Source organism: Arthrobacter terricola (assembly GCF_004354015.1).
In the GTDB taxonomy this organism is placed as follows: Bacteria; Actinomycetota; Actinomycetes; order Actinomycetales; family Micrococcaceae; genus Arthrobacter; species Arthrobacter terricola.
The window spans coordinates 81,019-96,977 of sequence record NZ_SMRU01000014.1; the positions used below are offsets into that span (position 1 = coordinate 81,019).

Below are 15,959 nucleotides of genomic sequence, written 5' to 3' on the forward strand. Positions count from 1 at the left end.
CGCTGCACCCGTCCAACTCTACCCAGTGCGGAGCCGCGACGCACTACGCGGAGGACCCCCTACTGCAGCTTCATGAGGTTGTGCGTCGCGGGCCCCTCCAGCAATTTCCCCGTAGGCGAGAACCGCGAGCCGTGCAGCGGGCAATCCCAGGACTTCTCGGCGTCGTTCCAGCGCAGGATCCCGCCGAGGTGCGCGCATTCGGCGGACACCCGGCACACCGTGCCGTCCACCGTGCAGACCGCGGCAGGCTTGCCGTGGAACAGTCCTGTGACGCCGGTGCCCTCCTCCGGGTTGGTCTCCTCGGTGATTGCCGGCCTGTCCTTGAGGGCTGCCTTGTCCTGGAAATTCTGCCGCTGGGTTTCGATGTTGAAAGAGATCGCCGAGCCAGCTCCGCGCGGCGACGTGATCCGGTGGTGGATGGTCTTGGCCCACTCGTGTTCGCCGCTCCCGGTGATCGCGGAAACCACATCCAAAGCCGCAACCACCCCGTTGGTCATGCCCCACTTGTTGTAGCCCGTGCCGAAGAAGATCTTTCCCCGGCCCCTCGGGAACTTCCCGAAGAACGGCACGAGGTTCACGGCCTGGTAGTCCTGGGCGGCCCATGTATGCGTGACTGTCGCGTCGGGATAGTACTGCTGCGCCCACCCGAGCAGCTGGTTGACGTGGGACTGCGGCGACGGTGCCCGGCCACCCGCGTGCCCGAACCCGCCCACCAAAAGGAGGGCTCCGCCGTCGGGCACTGGATAGTCGCGCAAGGACCGCGTGGGCGGTTCGGCGGACAGGTACATCCCGGGCGGCGGGCTCATGCCGTCCGGGAGTCGCAGGGCGGCGGCGTACGAGCGGTTGGGGCGAAGCTTGGCGAAGTAGAGGCCGCGGTCCAGCATGGGCGTTCCGGTGGCGAGGACCACGTTTCCGGCGCGGACCTCGCCGCGACGGGTAACTATCGACAGCGGGTCGCCGTTATGGACGTTCATGACCCGGATGCCCTCCACGATGCTGCCGCCGCCCGACCGCACATCCATCGCCAGTGCGTCCAGGACGTCCATGGGGTTGAACTGTGCCTGGCGGGGGAGCCGCAAGGCGGTTTCGACGTCGAATGGCAGCCCGGTGTCCGCGGTAATCTCGACGGCGAGCCCGGCCTCGCGGGCCACTTCCGCTTCCTCGTGGAGCCGCTCGGCCCCTACCGCCGTGGTCGCGAAGGTGTAGGCGTCGCGGTACTGGAAAGGCACGCCGCGGGATTCCAAGTAGTTGAGCAGCCAGGCCTGGCCCGCCCGGTTCGCCTCGACGTAGGCGCTGACCACGTTCGGGGCGTATTGGCGCCGGAGGTGGGACAGGGCTGTGCCCTGCAGGAGACTGAGCTTGGCTGTTGTGTTTCCGGTATTGACCGCGCCGATATATCGGGCTTCGAGGACCAGGACCTTGCGCCCGGCCTGCGTCAGCATGAGCGCCGTCGCGAGGCCTGTGATGCCGGCACCCACCACCACGGTGTCGTAGCTGCTTCCGGGGGTGAATTCGTCAGGGCTGGTGGCGCCGGCGGCACCCCCGTCCGGTCCTCGCCCGTCTAGCCACAGAGAAGTCATAGCAGTCCCATGTCCCTTCATCCGGGCACGATCCACACCGGAATTAGCGCGGTGGCGGCCCGGTAGTGCCAGAGAAGCAGAACGCCGGGAGAGAAGCAATAGGGGAGCAGATCCCGACGGCGCGGCGCAGCACCGAAGGTGCGGAACGGCCGGGCCGCGCGGTCCGGGCAGGCGACGCGACGCGCCCAAAGTAATAGTGGACAGACAGGTCTGTCTCTACCCGCCCGCGAGTAAAATTGGTGTCACCATGAGCTCGCCAGACGCTTCGGACATCCCCAGTCCGGCATCGTTGCCAGCCGGACAAACGACCACGAGAGATGATGCGGTGGATCGCATCCTCGACGCCGCCTACGAACTGTTTTCCCGGCGCGGAATCCGTGCTGTGGGCATTGACCAGCTCATCGAGCGGTCAGGGGTAGCGAAGGCCACCTTCTACCGGCACTTCCCGTCCAAGGACGATCTTGTGCTCGCCTTCCTGGCGTTGCGGGACCAGATCTGGACCGTGGACTTGATCATCTCCGACGCCCGGAGCCGCGGAAACACTCCCGAGGAGCAACTGCTGGCCATCTTCGATGTTTTTGGTGACTGGTTCAAACGGGAAGACTTCGAGGCATGCTCGTTCATCAACGTCCTGCTCGAGATGGGCCGTGAGCATCCGTTGGGGAAAGCCAGCATCGCCTACCTAGCCAGGATCAGGGGACATGTCCGGGAGTTGGCCGAAGAAGCCGGGCTGGAGCGCACCGAGGAATTCGCACGCTCCTGGCACATCCTCATGAAGGGCTCCATCATCTCGGCCACCGAAGGAGATGCCCTCGCGTCCAGGCGGGCGCAGGAAATGGCCGTGTGGCTGATCGACCACCATCGCGGCCACGTCCGCGTTCCCGCGTCGTGAGGTGGCCTGGATCCCGTGAGGGGCCTGGCATCGGTGAGGTGAGCCCCTAAGCGCTTGCCGTCCGCCGGCTCCTGGCAGGCGCCGTAAGGTGCACGGTGTGCTCCGTGTGTGCGCCCCAAGCAGCCCATTCCCGTGGCTGCACTGACGGCCGGCCCAAGTGGAAACCTTGGCCGAGCGCGATTCCCAAACCGGTAACCGTGGCGAGCTCGTCCTCCGTTTCAATGCGCTGCGCGGACAGCACTGCGCCGATTTCCGCTGCGAACGCCACCTCGGCTTCCACAAGTTCCTGCCGGAGCAGGTCCCGGTCCAGGCCCGATGCCAGGTTGCGGTCGAGCTTGATCATTTCCGGCTTGAGGCGGGAAATGTGGCTGACGGCCGCGAAGTAGGAGCCCGTGTTCTCGATGGACAAGCGAACGCCGGCGGCGCGCAAGGGCTTAAGGGCGGCGTCGAGCGAAGCCGATTGGTCATGGAGGAACCGGCCCGTGAGTTCGAGGACTACACGGCTGGGAGCCACCGGAGAATTGTCGAAGAGCACATGGAGCCGCGGATCGATGCAGGCGACGTGGGAGAGCTTGAGTGCGACGAACAGGTCTTGCGGCAGTTCTGCCGCGGTCGAGAGTGCAGACTCCAGCGCGGCGAATTCAAGGTCCGTCCGGAGTCCGGAATCCTCGGCCTCCGCGAACCAGTAGTCCGCGGGATCTCCGCCGTCGCTGACGAAGCGGGTCAACGCCTCGGCGCCGACCACTGCCTGAGTGCGGAGATCGAACACCGGCTGGAAAGCGGTGACCAGCATCCGGTCGCGGAGGACGGCCTCAAGCCGTGGGCTGCCATGGGGTTCGGAAGTTTCGTCCTGCGGCTCGTCGGACTCGGGAGCCGGTTCGGGTTCTGCAGAGTCCGGGTCCGCCGCAGGAACGACCATGCCGGACTCCTGCTCCTTCAGTGAAGCCAGATGTTCCAGCAGCGCAATTTCCGGCCGACCGGGATGGGCCTCAAGGTGCTTTCGAAGTTGTTCGCGCACCTCCTCGCTCGTCTCTGACGAATCCGCCAAGACTTCATCAATGATCTCCAGGACTTGGCTGCGCAGCCCCAGGAGCTCATTGGTGGACGGCCTGATGGTCTCGGAGGTGGCGTGCCCCAGCGCCTCGGCCACTGCGAGAGAAGACGGCTTTTGCGTCGACATATAGTATTCCCTTACCTGCAGATCCGGCTGAGCCCGGGTCCTACCAAAAGGAATGGTACAGCTAAACAAACCGGTCAGTCCGAACTGTGAGGAAATCGTTGCGCTCTATTTACACGTGTTCACTTGCGCCCGGTTCACGATCCTCCCAGCTGCGCGTGGGTAGAATCAAGGCCTGAACACCGCCGGAACGCAATTGAAGACGGAGTAACAATGGCAGCATGGCTCGAAGTCGGCCCGGACAACTACGTGTTGGAGACCGAAGGATGCCTCCTCAACACCGGCCTCGTTGTAGGAACTGAACGAGCCATGGTGATCGACACCGGTTGCGGACCCCGCCAAGGCAAGCAGATCCTCGCCGCGGTGCGCGAAAAGACCCAGTTGCCCCTCGTCGTCGTCAACACGCACGCGCACTACGACCACTACTTCGGCAACGCGGTTTTTGCCGACGATGGCGTCATCGAGTTTTGGGGGCACGTCAACACTGCCGCGACGATCGACGACGACGGCGACCACCAGCGGCGCTTTGTCGCCGCCACTGAGCCCGAGATGGCAGCGGGCAAGGGCGAAGCCGTGGAGATCGTGATCCCGAACGCCATCGTCAAGGACCAGCCCGTCCTGGTGGACCTCGGCGGATTGACCGCAACCTTGTTCTACCTGGGCCGAGGCCACACAGACGGGGACCTCCTGGTGGGAACGCCCTCCACGCTCTTCGCGGGCGACCTCGTAGAGCAAGGCGCCCACCCCTCCTTCGAAGACTCCTACCCGGAGGAATGGGCCGACGCGCTCCGCCACATCTCGGCATTGCGCCACCGCTACGAATACCTGATCCCGGGCCACGGAAAGCCCTGCAGCGACCAGTTCGTGAAGACGATGGCTGACACGATGACCACAGCGGTACGGCAAGCCAGGCAGTCGATCCGGGACACGCCGTCGGACGCTACCAAGGCGATTCCGGTGCTTCCCTACGGACCGGAACAGTCACGCTGGTTCATCAAGCGGCTCCAGGAGACTGCCGCCCACCACTAAGGTGCGGATGGCTCGGGCGGATCCGCTCGAGCCCCACGCCGGGCCGCCTAGGCTGCGGATGGTGCCAGAACCGGCGGTGCGGCAAACTGCTTGCGGGCCCAGCGGGCGAGCTTCTTGCCCTTGCCCTTCCACCAGTTGTCCTCGTCCTTGTCGTGGTGCCAGCGGAAGATGATCGCCACCATCACGAAGACGCCCATCACCAGGTCCGTCCACGACAAGCGGATGACGTCTTCCAGCACGCTGACCCCCATGATGAGGATTGACGGCACGGCGAGCGTCCTGAAGATGGTGCTTGCAACGTAGCGGCGATGAGACCTCGGCACGGACAGGGCGCGGACCATGTCGAAACACAGGCACACCACCACCAAGGTCTGGCCGAGCGTCATCAGGAGCAGCCCCGGCAACGAACCCGCGAACGCGGCAGCCGATTCCATTCCCGCGCTCATCGGACCGTCTCCGCATCGGTGCGACCCGCGAAGGGCAGGGCAGGATTACAGAATGCAAACATGTGAATGACCCCCAGAGATCAAGTATTGCGGTTGAGACCAACTGGGATTCATTCAAGCTTTCACAGCAGGTACCCGTCACGAGTAGCGGGTACTCCATTATGTTGCCTAGGTACACTTGCCTGCCTGAGTAATACTCGGCCCGGTCGGCGATTGACTACTCGGAAGAAGATCCCGCAGCGACCGGCAATGCCACTGTGAACGTGCTTCCCCGGCCGGGCTCGCTCTCGCAGGTGATGCTGCCGCCGTGGCGCTCCACGATGGATTTGGTGATAGACAATCCCAATCCGATTCCGGGAATCGAGGCCTCGCGTGCGCTGCTGGTGCGGAAGTACCTCGTGAAGATCCGGGTGGTCTCGTCCTGGGTCATGCCCATGCCGGTGTCCTCGACCTCGAGCCGGACCCAGTCGCGGTCGCGTGTTGCGCGCACGCTCACAAGGCCGCCGCCCGGCGAATACTTGATCGCGTTGGACACCAGGTTGTCCAACGCCTGGCCCAACCGCAGGGGGTCGGCGTCCGCCCAGAGGGGAGCAGGCACCTCGGCGACGAGGCCCACGTTGGCGGCATCCGCCTGGGCTTGGGCGGAGACCAGGCTGTTCTCCACCAATCCAGCCAGGTCCGTAGGCCGGAGGCGGATGCCCTCCACCGCCGCGGCAGAGGAGAGGAGATCGTCCATCAAGGCCCGGAGCCGCTCCGCGTTACGTTCGGCTACCTCCAAGCCGGTCCGCGTACGAGGTTGCAGTTCCGCCGAGCCATGGAGCACCAAGTCGAGGTTGCCCAGGATGGACGTCAGCGGGGAACCGAATTCGTGCGAAACGTTGGCCACCAGTTCGTCCTTGGCGGCAAGGGCTTCCACCACCTCAGTCACGTCCCGGAAAACGATCACGGCCCCGCCGAAGTCGTCGTCGCCGTCGTTCTTCATGCTCCGTGCCGCGGTAGAGATGGCCCGCTGTTCCGAACCCGAACCGAACCACACGAGATAATCCGAAAAAGTCTCGCCCTGGACCGCCCTTTGAACGGGACTCTTCTCCTTGGGAAGGGGAGTCAGCCGGTCCTGTCCGAATATCAAGCGTTCGGCCTCAGCCGTGCCTTCGCCGGGGGTCAGCAGGCGAAGGAAATCCTTTTGCTGGTTATTGGTCAGGAGCGTTCCGCCCTTGGAATCCACCGCGACAATTCCGACGTCGATCGTGTCCAGAATTGTCTTGAGCAGCGTCTCGCTCCGCCTGCTGGCGGTGAGCAAATGCCGCAAGGCCTGGTCCCGCTGCTTTACCCGCCGTTGCTGCAGGACAGCGAACGAACCGGCCAAACGAATCGACGCCGCCACCGCAAACATCATGAGCGGCACAATTACCGCGGCGGAAATGTACGTGGACCCGGGATTTGGCTGGTGCGAAATCAATGGTGGAAGCGCAATGATGAATGGCGCCGCAAAACTGAGAATAAGGCTCCAATTAGGCATCAAGCCGGAAGCCGACAACCAGATCACCGGGAACAGCGACACGAGGATAAGCGACGGTATGGCCGGGATTGCGCCATTCCGCGTGAAGAAGATGGCCACCAAGTCCAAGAGCGGAATTGCAAGGTTCGCGCTGGGCGGCAAGCGCTCCCACGGAACCACCAGGCAGGCGAGGAAAAGGATCCCATGGAAGATGGCGCCTGTCACAAACATCGAGTTCTGGATCAGGGTCGGCCAATGTGCCGGAGCCGCGACCACCAAGGCCGCTATGGTGAGCGTCAGTGGTAATTCGCAAAATGCCAGCCGTACGCGGGGTGTGAGCCTCCTGAAGAAACGGTTTGCCACGCGTAACAAAGGCTGCTCACCCAAGGTTGTACCTTTCGCTGAAGCGTCGCGGTCCAATTACTGTTCCACATATTAGGTGCTATGTGACGGCAATGCTTGTATCGTAGGAAATCGGGTGATACTTCCCGCATTGCGCTGGGCTGTGCGGCGGTACACCGACTCGAGGATATCAATGAGCGAGCCTGGGGTAGCTGTTGTCATTGAAGACGACGAAGACGTCCGGAATTTGGTGGACGCCATTCTCAAGGAAGCTGGTTTTGAGGTGCACTCCGCCTCAACCGGCCGCGAAGGCGTGGAAGTCGTACGCCATCAAAAGGCCTCCGTGGTCACCTTGGATGTCGGTCTTCCAGATATGGACGGCAATGAAGTCCTGCGCCGAATCCGGCAATTCAGCGACGCTTACGTGGTGATGCTGACGGCCCGTCGCGAAGAGCTGGACACCTTGACCGCATTCCTGACCGGCGCGGACGACTACCTCAAGAAACCGTTCCTGCCCCGCGAATTACGTGCGCGCGTGACGGCGATGATGCGGCGGCCACGCGTGGGTGTTCCGGAGCCGACCGGGGACACCGGACGACCGGAGCCTGACCGCCAGCCCCGCGACGACGCCGCGATCGAGCACAACGGATTGGCCGTCAACCACAAAACCAGGACAGTCACGCTCCGGGGTTCAACGCTCACGTTGACGAGGAGCGAATTCGATTTGCTGTTCGACATCCTCCGCCACCGTGGAGGAGTCCGGACGAAAGCCGACCTTGTTCGGGCGGCCCGTGGCGATTACTACGACGACGACGCCTACATCAGCGAAGCCGATGAACGGGCCGTTGAGACCCACATTGGCAACCTTCGACGCAAGCTCCACGAGGATGCGCAATCGCCGCGGTTCCTGCAGACCGTCCGCGGAGTCGGGTACCGGCTGGCGCCGGCGAGGACCGATTAGGCCGGAGCGCCGTCGTCCGCCAACTGCTTCCGGAGTACGTAACTGGACCTAAGCTCGCCCACGGTAAGACGGCCGCATTCGCCCACCTCGTGGAGGAGGCCGCGGGCCGCGAGGAAGTCGTTGGTCCGCAAGAATCCCTCCAACTTTGCCGCCAGACGCGCAAGCCGAACACCGCCCACCATGGCGGAAGAGGTCCTCAAGCTCAGGACGGCGTCCAAAGCCGCGGCTTCGTCGCCACGTCCGACAGCAGCCGCCAGGACTTCATAACGCATGCCCCAGAGCTTCGCGAAGTCTCCGGCAAAGCTCCGGGCGATCGATGGATTATCCACTTGGTCTTCCAAAAGCTGGAATTCCGCAAGGTCCAGGATGGGATGCTCAGCAAGCTCGGCGGGAGGTGCCCCGACGGAATCGACGGACGCACCGGTAGGGCCAGAGCCTTCCGCTCCGGTAGTTTCGCTGGCACCTGAACTGAACATGACCCAATGCTACTTTCCGAATTTCGAAAGAAACCGATCTTATGCAGATCCTGAGGAAAACTTAAGCCTTTCTTGACGTAGCCGAATTTAGCCGCTGGAATGCAAGTAAACCGCGGGGAATTCTTATATCATCCGCCGCCGCTGAAGGAGGAAATCGCATTGATGACAGCCGGACCCAGGATCGCGATGAACAAAACCGGGAAGATGAAGAGCAGCAGCGGAAAGAGAACCATGACCGGAAGCTTCATCGCCTTTTCTTCAGCGCGTTGCCGGCGCTTCACCCTCATGACCTTCGCCTGGACCCGAAGGACCCGGCTGATGGCGATGCCGTACGTATCTGCTTGGATCACGGCTTGCACGAAGCTCCGGAGTTCCGGAACATTCGTGCGTTCTCCCAAAGCCAGATAGGACTCGCGGCGGCTGCGTCCAACCTGCATGTCCTGGAGCGTTCGCACAAGTTCCTCAGCCAGCGGTCCCTTTCCATTTTCCCCGGCGCGCGCCATGGCCCCTTCGAATCCAAGCCCGGCCTCCACTGAAATCAACATTTGATCCATCGTGTTGGCGAGTTCCAACTGCATTGCTTTCTGGCGTTCCTTGCCTTTGCTATAAAGCATCAAATCCGGAATAAAGTATCCCAGCAATACCACGAATATCCCGACCAGCTTGATAATCCCGCTTGAGCTGTTGCTGGCGAGGAACAAACCAAAAAGGGCGCCACAGAGGCCGAGCGCGGGCTTGGCTGCGAGGACGCGTCCCAAGGGCAGGGACGGTGGCCGACCGGCCAGGGAAAGGAGCTTATCAAGCTTGTGGACGTAGCTGCCCGGCGTGAGCCTGTAGCCAATGCGCTCCAACACAGCGGTTTGCCTTTGTTCCTCGACTGCGGCGACATCGTAGCCCTGCGCGAGCAGCTCCCTCACTGCGCGCTGGGCTTTGCGGTCGACGGAGAGGAAGGACCACAAGAGGTAGGAAAGCGGCAATGGCACCAGCAGCAACGACAGGAAGAGCATAGGATTCATGCCACACCTCAAAACTTCAAGTCGATGATTTTGCGCATCCACAGACCACCGATGGTCATGAGGATGGCCGACGCCGCGATCATTCCCCAACCGAGTGGATGCGTGAACATCGGTTCCATATAGCCGGGATTGACCACCATGAGCATCGTGACGATGCCGAAGGGAAGGGCCATGAGGATGTATCCCGAGAACTTTCCTTCCGCGGCCAGGGACTTGATATGTCCCTTGATTTCGCTCCGTTCGCGGATGGTCTCGTTGACTTGGTCCAACACTTCAGCCAGGTTTCCGCCCACTTCGCGGTTGATTTGGATCGCTTGGGCTATCCAGACGAAATCCTCGCTTCGCATGCGTTCGGCGGTGTCGTTGAGCGAGTTTTGAAGATCCCGTCCCAGGCTTGTCTCCGTGATGACGCGGCGCATCTCTTCCGATGTTGGAACGGCTGATTCGGCAGCCGCTGCATCAATTGCTCGAAGAATACTGTGACCGGCTCTCAGACTGCCCGCGAGCAATTGCAAGGTGTCTCCGAGCTGGTCATCAAACTTTGTACGCCTTTTGCCCGCGAGGAATCTGACGACGAGTTTTCCGACTAGTGGGGCCGCGAGGAAGAACAAAACCGCCAGCCAGGGGCCGCCCACAATGAGGCCAATCAAGGCCCCCACGAACGCACCGGCGATCACCAGGATGAAGAACTCCGCTTGGCGCATTCGAAGGCCGGCGTTTTCCAGTTCTTCGCGGTTGAACATCCGGATGTTGCGTCGGGTCAGGATGCCGTGAAGCTGGTCGGTGGCTGAGCCCGTAAATCGGGTTAGCTGGGACCCTGTGCCCACTTCGTATGGCCGGCGGCGATCCACCGGGACCTCGTGTGCCTTTGGCAGGATGACCGCCACCCCGAATAGAAGGATGGCTAAAAGCATCAAGGCCATTCCGAATAAGAGCATCTCAGCCCCTTGGTGAGGTCAGCGGAGCGGCGAAAACTCCCGGTGAGACCCGGATCCCCAGGTCTTCGAAGCGGTCGATGAACCGGGGACGGATTCCCGTTGGCACCGGCCGTCCGAGGAACACTCCATGGGCGTCGACGCCGGCCGAGTAATCGAAAACAAAGGCGTCCTGGAGGGTGACAATATCCCCTTCCATGCCTTGGACTTCGGTCACATGGGTGATGCGCCGCGTTCCGTCGCGTAAGCGGGAGATTTGGACGATGAGGTTCACCGCCGACGCTATTTGCTCACGGATCGCGCGCAACGGAAGGTCCATGCCCGCCATGAGCACCAATGTTTCAAGGCGCGCGATTGCATCCCGTGGCGAGTTCGAGTGGACAGTGGAGAGCGAGCCGTCGTGGCCGGTATTCATGGCCTGCAACATATCCAGCGATTCTCCACCGCGGACCTCGCCCACCACGATCCGGTCTGGGCGCATGCGGAGCGAGTTCCGGAGCAGGTCGCGGATTGTCACTTCGCCTTTGCCTTCGGTGTTCGGCGGCCGGCTCTCGAGCCGGACCACGTGTTGCTGTTGGATCTGCAGTTCTACCGCGTCTTCAATAGTGACGATGCGGTTGTCCTCCGGGATGAAGGCGGAGAGGACATTCAAAAGCGTGGTTTTCCCGGTTCCCGTACCGCCGGACACGATGATGTTCAGTTTTGCCTTGACGCAGGCGTTGAGGAGTTCGGCCATCTCCGGCGTGAGGGTTCCGAAGTCGATCAGGTTCCGGACGGTCAGGGGCACCTTGCTGAATTTGCGGATGGTGAGGGAGGAACCCCCGACGGCGAGTGGAGGGATCACGGCGTTGACGCGGGAGCCGTCTTCAAGCCGTGCGTCGACGAGGGGCGATGACTCGTCGATCCGGCGCCCCACCTTGGAAACGATCCTTTCGATGACCCTACGGAGATGTTCCTCCGAGTTGAATCCCGAGTCCGTGAGGGTCAGCTTGCCTCGCCGTTCCACGTAGATCTGGTCCATCCGGTTGACCATGATCTCGGTGACTTCGGGATCGTCCAGCAAACGCTGCAGTGGGCCGTATCCGAGGACGTCGTCGGCAACATCGGCCACGAGACGGCTGCGCTCATCGGGGGAGAGGGGCACCTGCTCTGCGTCGACAATTCGAATGAGTTCTTCCCGGGCCGTGGCACGCAGTTCCTGCTCGCTCACCGTGGAGTCGTTGAACCTGGTACCGAGCCGCTCGAACAAGGCCGTCGCGGCACGCTGCTTCAGGGCGGCGAAAACGTCCACCGGTTGTTGGGCCCTCGGTTTAGGCGTATCCACTGTTTCAGTGATCTTCAGTGGGGTCTGGGGTTTCGCTACCGGGCTGGGCTTGACCGGCGGCAGATCTGCACGTGCGCCTGGGGACGCCGCATCCGGGTCTTCCGCAGCTTGTAAACGCTGGGACAGTTTCACTAGACCACCACCCTTCTGTGGAGTTTGCGTTGGGCAGTGGCGCGCCAGGCCGGGTTGAAGCGTTCAACCAGCTGCTTGAATCCTTTGACGGCGGGGTCCTTCACGGCCTCCTGGAGCACGGGGATTCCGCGATTGGTGGAGAACGCTACGGCCTTCGACCGAGGGATGCTGATGTCGACTGGGGCACCGACAGTCGATTCAACATCCTGGACGGACAACCCGGACTTCGAATCGGCCATGTTGAGCACCACGTGGCGCGTTTCCGGAAGCAAGTTGAGCCTCCGGAGGATGTCCAAACCGGAACGAAGACCACGAATGCTCGGAACGTCCATGCCTGTCACCCACACTGCGTCTGTGCATTGTTCAAGGGCCGCGAGGCCGATCTCCGGTAATCCGGGTGCCGTGTCCACCACGACGTACTGGAATTGTTCGGCCAGTTGTTCCAACAGCCGTCCTACCTGGTCCGGCGAAATTTCATCAGCCTCGACCGGACTCTTGGGGGCGCACAAGGCGTAAATGCTCGCCGGGTGGACGGTGAGGAAGGCTTTGAGGACCAAGGAGTCCTGGCTGGCCGCCGGCGTGACGGCATCCGTAACTGTGTGTTCCGGAGTGAGATAGAGGCCCGAAGCCACATCGCCGAATTGCAAATCCAGGTCCACGATCACCACGCTCATGGGCGCAATCTTTCCAAGTCCCACCGCGATGTTTGTGGCGATGGTCGTCTTGCCTACGCCACCCTTGGGAGAAAAAACGCCGATCACGAGGCCCTTGGGCGCGCCGGATTGCTTTGGCTCTGCGGTTCGCTGACGGCTGGCGAAGGACTGGCAGGCGCGCTCCAGCGTGACTCTCATCTGGGCCAGGTCCGCCGAGGGGCTCATGATGTCCCGGATTCCGGACCGCATGGCCTGGAGAACGAATCCATGGTCCGGGTCGCTGACGAGGATCACACTCAGTTCAGGCAGTTGCACGTCGAGGACGGTGGCAAGGCGTAGTGCGTCCTCCTCTGGGACTTCCGGTCCCAGGATCAGCACTTCGAGTTGTTCCTGGTTGAGTGCGCCGAACAATTCCGCGGGGTCGGAAGGCAAAGTGCTGGTGAAGAACGTCTGGACGCTCCCAGGTAGACCGCCCGCAACCGCCTGGCGCAGGCGCTGATCGAATTCGGTGTTCGGGGTAATCAGGACAAACCGGCTCATCGGTATACCCCGCCCGGCTGGATGACCGTGGGTCCACTGTCCTTGGCGTCCAGAGACTCCTTGCTGAGCCAGATTTTCTCGAACTCTGCCGCGAACACGATCTTCGACGCGTCGACGTCGCTCACGGCGACCGTTAAGAGGAGCGAGCCCGTGGGGAGGCTGGTGTCGCTGGGATTGGCGGCACCGGAACTCGGTGCCGGCGCAGGCTGTTGACTCGCCGCCGTTTGCGGGGCGCGCTGGACGGAAGTCACGAGAACCTTGGGGATGGTCAGTTCAGTGCTGGGTTTGTCCGACTTCGCGTCAACTCCGCCGCTGGACATGGAAATGAAGATTCCCACATGGTCGCCAGGGACAATCCGTCCGCCCACAACCCTTTGGGGCTCCAGTTGAAAGGAGACCTCCTGGAGACCTGCTGGCACCTTGACATCGCCCGGGGCTTGGAGGGCGTCCGGGGCCACCAACCGCTCGGACACCAGCGTCTCGCCCGGGACGAGGTCGACGGCGGCAACTTTGCCCGCGGAATCGTTCAGGGAGTGCACGGCCGTTTGGGGGACGGCCGATTTAGGGAGTTGCTCTGCGGTCAGGGAAGCCTGCATTGCATTGACGGGAGTTCCTGCGGGAATCGCAGTCTTCACCACGAGGACGTCAACAGGGGAGAGATTCTGGACCGCCCGTTGGTCTGCGCCCTGGGCGTAGGAAAAGACGAGAATCACTCCGATGACGGCCAACAGTGCTGCTGCCGAGCCTGCCAACAAGCGGGACTTCACTGACTGCTCCTGTGCTCTGAGAGGGTTTTGGAACTAGCTGATGAGGCGGACAATCGTGGCTCCGTACGCGTCCACCGGGCCCAGCGAATAGCCGTCCGCCAAGGACACGTACTTCACGAAACTCCCGATGATTCCACGGCAGTTTCCCGTGCAGGCCAGCGCGTTCCCGACATCCGAATTCGTGTTGCGGAAGGCGTCCGGGACAGTGTTGTTGCCGCTGAACTTCCACCCGGCCACCTTGAATGCGGCGAAGGACACGAGGTGGTAGACCGCACCGCTGCCTGTTCCCGTGACCGAGTCGAAAACAGGGAGCAAGACAATCACGTCGCGACCCGCCGTAATGGTGTCTGCCCACTTTTGGAGGGTGGCTGAGCAGTTGTTTGGCGTGCTGTTCCCGGGGGCGCTCCCGCCTTCGCTTGTCGCGAGGTTGATGGTGCCGCCGCACGCGCCCGTATCCTGGACGATCCAGCCGTAGCCGCCCGCAACCGTGGCGCCCGAAGGGCCATAGTTGCAGCTGGGGTTGGCTCCCGTTCCGTGGTCCTGGAGGAGCTGGAGGGCCCCGCCGATGTATCCCTTCACCTGGCAGATGGAATACGCGAGCGGAAACGCCGTCCGGCCCGCAAGGGCGCTGCCCCACTGGACGCTCGAAGTAGCTAAGACGTCGGAAGTGTTGAACCCCAGCACCCGGGCGAAGAAGAGCGATACGGAGTTTGGCGTTCCGCCGGACTGCTGCGCTCCCGCAGTCACTGTCACTTTCCGGTTGGTGAGGTCGACGCTGAGCGACTTGACGTTGTTCAGGCCGTCTAGCGCGTTCTTGTTGGCAAGGCTTGTAGCGAGCGGCGATGTGGAAGAACAATTCGGATCGCTCGTGTTCGAGGCGCATTTCTGCGCCACGCCCAGGGCCGCGGCGTCTGCTCCGTTCTGGACCTGCGCCTTCTCCGAATAGAGCATCCCGACGTCGACGGCAAGCGCCGCGAAGCCGAGGAGCACCACCAGGAGGAGGGCGACGAGCACGGCGACCGCGCCGCGCTCGCCGTCGTCGCCCGTGCTGTCCCCGCAAAATGCCAACGCCCGGAGCCTCAGCCGCTGCATACCATCACTCCAACGCCCTGCATGGAGAACGGACCGGCGATTCCGGTGAGCGTGCTGAGGGTGTAGTTGATTGTCACGGACATCTGCGCCCCGGATGTGCAGCTGGCCGGACTAAACGTGAAATTGGTATCAGCCAGCTTGGGGTTCAGTGTCACCGCCGCATTCTTCGCAGCGGTTTTGGCGGCCGTCTGGTCATTTGAGATTGCCATGACGCGCACCCCTTCCCGCGCTGCGTTGGTGAGCGAAACCTGGGCGTTGTAAGCCCTCCCGAACTCCATGATTCCGAGGACCAGCAGCACCAGAATGGGTGCCACCAACGCGAATTCGACTGCCGCGGCACCGCGCTCTGATGCCTTGGCCATGGTTATTGCCTTTCCGAGGAACGGGTAGTCCGATGCAAGCCGAGTGGCGGCGTCCGAACGCCGCCGCCACTACAAAATTGCTTGGTGTGCCTCACGTGGCTTTCAAGGCACCGTGACGACGGCTCTTAGGCGCAAGTACCACCACCGGCAGACGTTCCTGCCGTGTAGGTCTTGCCCGACACAGAACACTGGACCTGGGTGAACGTGTCCTTGACAGTGCCGCCGAGGAGCGTTACCGCGACGATGATTACCACGGCGATAAGGGCAACCATGATGCCGTATTCGACAGCGGTGGCGCCGGTCTCGTCATTCCGAACGCGGGATACGGACTTCAGGAAAACGGAAAGCATCTAAACTCCTTCGTGACTGGTACTTACGAGCGAGAGCAGGACAGGCGCCCGCTACGCGCAGGTGCCACCACCAGCGGAAGTTCCCGCGGTATAGGTCTTGCCAGCCACAGAGCACTGGACCTTGGTGAACGTGTCCTTGACGGTTCCGCCCAAAAGCGTGACGGCGACGATGATCACGACTGCGATGAGGGCGACCATAATGCCGTATTCGACGGCGGTTGCGCCGGTTTCGTCACGACGGACACGGGAGACCTGGTTTGTGAACAGAGAAAGCATGTGAAACTCCTGAGCGAGTTGGGGAGGCGGGCTGGCCCAGTACCAGCCCACTAGCAAGGTAGCAACGGAAAATACCCCAAAGGTCAGTCCTTGGCACATCCTGTGGGAATG

General features: G+C 62.3%; 18 protein-coding genes. 4 read left to right on the top strand and 14 right to left on the bottom strand.

The window, feature by feature from the left end:
* Positions 1 to 59: 59 nt before the first annotated feature.
* Positions 60 to 1,580 carry an FAD-dependent oxidoreductase gene (locus E1809_RS13095; RefSeq protein ID WP_133204670.1) on the bottom strand — a complete coding sequence of 507 codons (1,521 nt, stop codon included), beginning with the start codon at positions 1,578 to 1,580 and terminating at the stop codon, positions 60 to 62.
* A 247-nt stretch (positions 1,581 to 1,827) separates the two neighbouring features.
* On the opposite strand from E1809_RS13095, the gene E1809_RS13100 reads away from it, so the two are divergent.
* On the top strand, positions 1,828 to 2,472 hold the full coding sequence (locus E1809_RS13100) for a TetR/AcrR family transcriptional regulator (RefSeq protein WP_133204671.1): 645 nt from the start codon (positions 1,828 to 1,830) through the stop codon (positions 2,470 to 2,472).
* A gap of 46 nt (positions 2,473 to 2,518) precedes the next feature.
* On the opposite strand, the gene E1809_RS13105 is transcribed toward E1809_RS13100, so the two are convergent.
* A complete protein-coding gene (locus E1809_RS13105; RefSeq protein ID WP_133204672.1) occupies positions 2,519 to 3,652 on the bottom strand; it encodes an EAL domain-containing protein in 1,134 nt (377 codons plus the stop codon).
* Positions 3,653 to 3,862: 210 nt separating this feature from the next.
* Here E1809_RS13105 and E1809_RS13110 point away from each other — a divergent pair, with 210 nt between their 5' ends.
* Positions 3,863 to 4,678, top strand: a complete 816-nt coding sequence (locus tag E1809_RS13110; RefSeq protein WP_133204673.1) for an MBL fold metallo-hydrolase — start codon at positions 3,863 to 3,865, stop codon at positions 4,676 to 4,678.
* A 47-nt stretch (positions 4,679 to 4,725) separates the two neighbouring features.
* On the opposite strand, the gene E1809_RS13115 is transcribed toward E1809_RS13110, so the two are convergent.
* Both E1809_RS13115 and E1809_RS13120 read right to left on the bottom strand, forming a co-directional pair.
* Positions 4,726 to 5,124: a hypothetical protein gene (locus E1809_RS13115; RefSeq protein ID WP_374102634.1), complete on the bottom strand. Its 399-nt coding sequence runs from the start codon at positions 5,122 to 5,124 to the stop codon at positions 4,726 to 4,728.
* 217 nt (positions 5,125 to 5,341) lie between these two features.
* Complete coding sequence (locus tag E1809_RS13120) at positions 5,342 to 6,520, bottom strand: sensor histidine kinase (RefSeq protein ID WP_235835581.1); 1,179 nt, start codon at positions 6,518 to 6,520, stop codon at positions 5,342 to 5,344.
* Here E1809_RS13120 and E1809_RS27405 point away from each other — a divergent pair.
* Together E1809_RS27405 and E1809_RS13125 are read left to right on the top strand one after the other, a co-directional pair.
* Positions 6,519 to 7,061, top strand: a complete 543-nt coding sequence (locus tag E1809_RS27405; RefSeq protein ID WP_235835582.1) for a hypothetical protein — start codon at positions 6,519 to 6,521, stop codon at positions 7,059 to 7,061. The genes E1809_RS13120 and E1809_RS27405 overlap by 2 nt on opposite strands.
* Positions 7,062 to 7,157: 96 nt before the next feature.
* Entirely contained in the window at positions 7,158 to 7,925 is a 768-nt protein-coding gene (locus tag E1809_RS13125) for a response regulator transcription factor (RefSeq protein WP_133204675.1), read from the top strand.
* On the opposite strand, the gene E1809_RS13130 is transcribed toward E1809_RS13125, so the two are convergent.
* The 10 genes from E1809_RS13130 to E1809_RS13175 all read right to left on the bottom strand — a co-directional run bounded on the left by E1809_RS13130 (position 7,922) and on the right by E1809_RS13175 (position 15,848).
* Positions 7,922 to 8,401 (bottom strand): Hpt domain-containing protein, encoded by a 480-nt coding sequence (locus E1809_RS13130; protein ID WP_133204676.1) that lies wholly within the window; start codon positions 8,399 to 8,401, stop codon positions 7,922 to 7,924. The two genes, E1809_RS13125 and E1809_RS13130, sit on opposite strands and share 4 nt — an antisense overlap.
* A gap of 128 nt (positions 8,402 to 8,529) precedes the next feature.
* The gene (locus E1809_RS13135) at positions 8,530 to 9,417 is read right to left on the bottom strand and encodes a type II secretion system F family protein (RefSeq protein ID WP_133204677.1); all 888 of its coding nucleotides are present in this window, start codon (positions 9,415 to 9,417) and stop codon (positions 8,530 to 8,532) included.
* Positions 9,418 to 9,425: 8 nt separating this feature from the next.
* On the bottom strand, positions 9,426 to 10,355 hold the full coding sequence (locus tag E1809_RS13140; protein ID WP_133204678.1) for a type II secretion system F family protein: 930 nt from the start codon (positions 10,353 to 10,355) through the stop codon (positions 9,426 to 9,428).
* Between the two features lies 1 nt (position 10,356).
* Positions 10,357 to 11,676, bottom strand: coding sequence for a CpaF family protein (locus E1809_RS13145; protein WP_308166726.1), 1,320 nt, complete (start codon positions 11,674 to 11,676; stop codon positions 10,357 to 10,359).
* Positions 11,677 to 11,807: 131 nt separating this feature from the next.
* Entirely contained in the window at positions 11,808 to 13,001 is a 1,194-nt protein-coding gene (locus tag E1809_RS13150) for an AAA family ATPase (protein ID WP_133204680.1), read from the bottom strand.
* Entirely contained in the window at positions 12,998 to 13,768 is a 771-nt protein-coding gene (gene cpaB, locus E1809_RS13155; protein ID WP_205754180.1) for a Flp pilus assembly protein CpaB, read from the bottom strand. Before cpaB ends, E1809_RS13150 begins: the two co-directional genes overlap by 4 nt.
* A 33-nt stretch (positions 13,769 to 13,801) precedes the next feature.
* Positions 13,802 to 14,860 carry a Tad domain-containing protein gene (locus E1809_RS13160; protein WP_133204681.1) on the bottom strand — a complete coding sequence of 353 codons (1,059 nt, stop codon included), beginning with the start codon at positions 14,858 to 14,860 and terminating at the stop codon, positions 13,802 to 13,804.
* Positions 14,848 to 15,222: a TadE family protein gene (locus tag E1809_RS13165; protein ID WP_133204682.1), complete on the bottom strand. Its 375-nt coding sequence runs from the start codon at positions 15,220 to 15,222 to the stop codon at positions 14,848 to 14,850. Before E1809_RS13165 ends, E1809_RS13160 begins: the two co-directional genes overlap by 13 nt.
* A 125-nt stretch (positions 15,223 to 15,347) precedes the next feature.
* Entirely contained in the window at positions 15,348 to 15,572 is a 225-nt protein-coding gene (locus tag E1809_RS13170; protein WP_133204683.1) for a Flp family type IVb pilin, read from the bottom strand.
* 51 nt (positions 15,573 to 15,623) lie between these two features.
* Positions 15,624 to 15,848, bottom strand: coding sequence for a Flp family type IVb pilin (locus E1809_RS13175; RefSeq protein WP_133204684.1), 225 nt, complete (start codon positions 15,846 to 15,848; stop codon positions 15,624 to 15,626).
* Positions 15,849 to 15,959: the final 111 nt, after the last annotated feature.